General features: G+C 34.9%; 4 protein-coding genes. All 4 read right to left on the reverse strand.

Annotated elements, in window-relative coordinates; all coding sequences use genetic code 11:
* Positions 1-46 precede the first annotated feature (46 nt).
* On the reverse strand, positions 47-1,294 hold the full coding sequence (locus RYK20_RS10655) for a hypothetical protein (protein ID WP_314895407.1): 1,248 nt from the start codon (positions 1,292-1,294) through the stop codon (positions 47-49).
* Positions 1,295-1,406: 112 nt separating this feature from the next.
* A complete protein-coding gene (locus tag RYK20_RS10660; protein WP_311457486.1) occupies positions 1,407-1,799 on the reverse strand; it encodes a VOC family protein in 393 nt (130 codons plus the stop codon).
* A 5-nt stretch (positions 1,800-1,804) separates the two neighbouring features.
* Positions 1,805-3,190, reverse strand: a complete 1,386-nt coding sequence (gene glmM / locus RYK20_RS10665) for a phosphoglucosamine mutase (RefSeq protein ID WP_314895408.1) — start codon at positions 3,188-3,190, stop codon at positions 1,805-1,807.
* Positions 3,191-3,203: 13 nt separating this feature from the next.
* The coding region (locus RYK20_RS10670) for a hypothetical protein (RefSeq protein WP_314895409.1) at positions 3,204-4,368 on the reverse strand (1,165 nt) is incomplete at its 5' end.

Raw genomic sequence — 4,368 nt, forward strand, 5'->3', positions numbered from 1 at the left:
GGCAAAAAACAGATGTGATAATTTTGATTTCATAGCTGTAAAATATTTATTTTATGATGTAAAGTCCTAATGGGGTGCGTAGTAGATAATATTTTAGGTTTTTATTACTATACAAATATATATATTTACATTCTTCAATGGTTTCGGTGTCATTTTTCCAATAGTAAGTAGGATATTTTATACTTCTTTCATAATTTCCATAGATACCATAATCTGTTTTCAAAGGAAGTATTTTATCCTCTATCTTTAATTTGTAATATAACTCACCGTATCCTTTTCCTACTTTAAAAGACCAAGAAGGATGAAGTGGTTCTAGTCCTCTACATTCTATCATTTTGTCCAAATAATAAACGGGATCAATATGAGTACGTTGTGATGATTTTTCTCCTTTTACTAAATGGTCTTCATTATATAAGAACTTATTTCTGTAAGCTAATAGGAGAGGAGAGGAAGTATGTTCGGGGAATTTTATTACATATTTTTCATTATAGAAATAAAAATCGTCAGTAATATCATAAGAGGTAATGTAATAATATAATTGATTATCTTTTAGGAAAACAATTATAAATTGAGGGTCACCTGACTCGGGGAAATCACCTTTATCAGGAAATGACCAATAAGAATTTTTTATAATATGACAATAAGGAGAATCTTTAGTTCTGTTATAATGAAAGTCTTTTACTTGTTGGAAATTCCACTTTTGAGAACCTTCTACTAATTTCATAGGAAGAAATTCTTTGTTTCCATCTACAAACCAAGATTTGTTATAAGTCCGACTATAAACATCTATTAGGCAATCCTCTATCAGAAATACTTTGCTTTCTTTCTCCTTTGAATAATGAAAGGAAAGAGAATCGATAACCTCTCCCGCAGTATCGAATTTCCTCACAAGAACTTCTAAGTCTCCTTCCTGAGCTCTTGAATCTCTATAGAGAGCAATGAGTTCGTTTTTCTCAGACATTGTATAGTTTTCCAAATCAAACCATTTGTAATAGCTAAAAGGAATAATCTCTTTTCCTTCTACAGAAATCGGGTCTTCTCCTAGGGAAACGAATTCTTTAAGTGCGGAAGGAAAGTTTCTTTTTGAGTTGTAGAGTAAAAGTTTGCTAGACAATTCTCCACCATAATAAGTAAGGAATGTACCTATAAGTATTAAGAAAACAAAAGCAAGAATATAGATTCCCGTTCCTTTGTAACGGCTTCCTATATGCAAGAGAATGTTTGCAAAAGCAATCAAACCAAGAATTCCATAGAGATAGAAAAAAAGATACATAAAGTATCCGTTTCCTGTCATAGCAATTAAAATAAAATTAAATACTATAAGGAGAATAAAGGCGAAAAAGTAGTTTTTTAATATTTTTATCATTGTTAGAAGGTATTATAAAGATAAAACAAGGAGGAAAGTTTTAGCATTCATAAAGTTCTATAGGAAATCCATCAGGATCTTCTATAAAAGTAAATTGTTTGCCAGTATATTCATCTGTACGAAGGGGTTGGAAAGCTATATTTTCCTTTTGTAGAAAAGAGATAGTTTCTTTTATATCACTTACTCCTAAGCAAAGATGTCTTCCACCGCACGCCTCAGGATAGCTAGGTCGTTTGGCAGGATTGGGGAAGGAGAAGAGTTCAAGAATATAGTTTCCGTTAAGGCTCAAATCTAATTTGAAAGATTGTCTTTCTTCTCGGTAATGTTCTGCAATAATAGAAAAAGGAAGTACTTTTGTATAAAAGTACTTCGATTTTTCATAATCGCTACAGATAATTGCAAAATGATGTATTTTTTCTATTTTCAAGCACATAATATTTATTTGCAAAGAGCTTTAATCTCCTCTATAAATCGTGTAGCTAATTCATCAGCTTCTTTTTGGCTTTTTGCTTCTGTATAAATTCGGATGATAGGTTCCGTATTTGATTTTCTAAGATGTATCCAGCTTTCAGGAAAATCGATTTTGAGTCCGTCAATAGTGGTTATTTGTTCACTAGCATATTTCTTTTCCATCTCATTAAGGATATGGTCAGGGTTAATATGTTCTGTGAGTTGGATTTTATTTTTACTCATAAAGTAAGCTGGGTAACTCTCTCTTAATTGTTTCACAGAGATTCCTCTTTCTGCCAAAAGAGAAAGGAATAGAGCAACACCTACCAAAGCATCACGCCCATAATGAAGTTCAGGATAGATAATTCCTCCGTTACCTTCCCCACCGATGATGGCTTCTGTACGTTTCATTTCGGTAACTACATTTACTTCGCCTACAGCAGCAGCGGTGTAAGTTACTCCGTGCTTATGAGCAATATCACGTAGTGCACGAGAAGAGGACAGATTAGAAACGACATTTCCTTTAGTTTTGCTAAGTACATAATCAGCACAAGCGACCAAGGTATATTCCTCACCAAACATTTCTCCATCTTCGGTAATAAAAGCAAGTCTGTCCACGTCGGGATCTACTACGATACCAAAATCAGCTTTTTCCTCGACTACTTTCTTACAAATATCTCCCAGATGTTCTTTCAAAGGCTCAGGATTATGAGGAAACTGTCCGTTAGGCTCACAATAGAGCTTAATTACTTCTACGCCTAATTCCTTAAGAAGATTAGGAATAGCAATCCCACCAGAAGAATTAACACCATCTACCACCACACGGAATTTCTTTTCCTGAATAGCTTCAGGAGTAACTAAAGGAAGCTGGAGCACTTCATCTATATGAATATCTATATAAGCATCATTGATAAAAATTTCTCCTAAATTATCTACTTGAGCAAAAGAAAAATCATTCTCTTGAGCGATTTTCAAGATAGCTTTCCCATCTTGGTCAGAGACAAATTCTCCTTTGTTATTTAGGAGTTTTAGGGCATTCCATTCCTTAGGATTGTGGCTGGCAGTAAGGATAATCCCTCCGTCGGCTTCTTCCATTGACACGGCTACTTCTACCGTTGGAGTGGTGCTTAGTCCTATATTGACTACATCAATTCCCAAGCCAATAAGGGTGTATTGCACTAAGTTTTGGATCATTTCGCCAGAGATGCGAGCATCTCGCCCGATGACTACTTTGACGCGTTCTTTGCCACTTTGTCCTTTGAGCCAAGAGCCATAAGCTGCAGCGAATTTGACGGCATCAATAGGGGTGAGGTTCTCATCTACCTTGCCACCTATGGTACCACGGATACCTGAAATAGATTTGATTAATGACATATATTTTCTATATTTATTTTGTTATTTTTGGTTGGTATTTTTTAGACAAGCTATCTATATATTTTTCTTGTTGCTTGTATATTTGAGTATCTGTATCTTTGGTTATCAGATAAGTTTTTCCTTTACTCCATTTTCCATTGGTTAGTAGGAAAGTTTCTTCATAATAGGGGTAAGTGGGATTGTAGGAACTATCCAAGTAGGGGGTATAGTCCAAATAGTAGGGGTTGGTCAGAAAAACAACAGCACAAAAGTGCTTTTTGATTTCTTCAAGAGATAAGGCCTCAATTCTATTCTCTAAAGCCTCGATATATCCTTCTTTCTGATGTTCTTTCTCCCAAGCAAGATGGGTCTCAAAGGTAGGGGTCTGTGGAATTAGGATGACATTTGCCATCCCTAATTGCTGAATTTGACTCCAACAGCCATAATCAGGAATTTGATAATATCCCTCTCTCCACGAGAAATGATCACATTTTAGGAGTTGATACAAATTCTCCTCTACCTCTGGAGTAAGGGTGGTTCTGGGAAAGGGGTTTTCTATTTCATCTAAGACATTTACATATCGGTATCTATAAGTATCTTCATTCCAGTATATTAGAAAGCCTGACTTCTCAGGTAGTATCAGATTGATAATATCTTTTCCATTTCTCTTGCCTTTTTCTATATAGCATTCAATTCCTTCTGGTTGCTCATAGATGACAGAGTGATTATGCTCTTTATAACTATCTAACTGATAGATGATAACAGGATCTTCTACCTTGGTCTCATAGCTGTGGAAGATTGCTAAAAAGGGACTATTGTTGGAATATGCCTCATCTCCTATTCCTTTATAATCAATCATAAGAGCAGCATCTTGCTGACCGTCAGTATTGAAATCACCAAAACAAATGATAGGACACCCTTCACCTTGATGAATTTGGTAATATTCCCAAAATTCTTTAGAAAACCGTTTTTCTATGTCAATAGGAGTAAAAGTATCTTGGTTGGCTTCTATATAAGAGGTAATATTTTTAGGAATTTTACACAGAGAATGGAGAGTATCTTCTACAGTGGGAGGAACTGTCTCCTCTGGTAATTGGGGTGGTGCTTGTTTCTTGGGACAAGCGACTAAGAGTAATAGAAATGGGAAAAATAAAAATTTTTTCATAGGTTTATTTTTATGGGCAAAATTACTAAAATCC

The organism is uncultured Capnocytophaga sp., assembly GCF_963525585.1.
GTDB lineage: Bacteria > Bacteroidota > Bacteroidia > Flavobacteriales > Flavobacteriaceae > Capnocytophaga.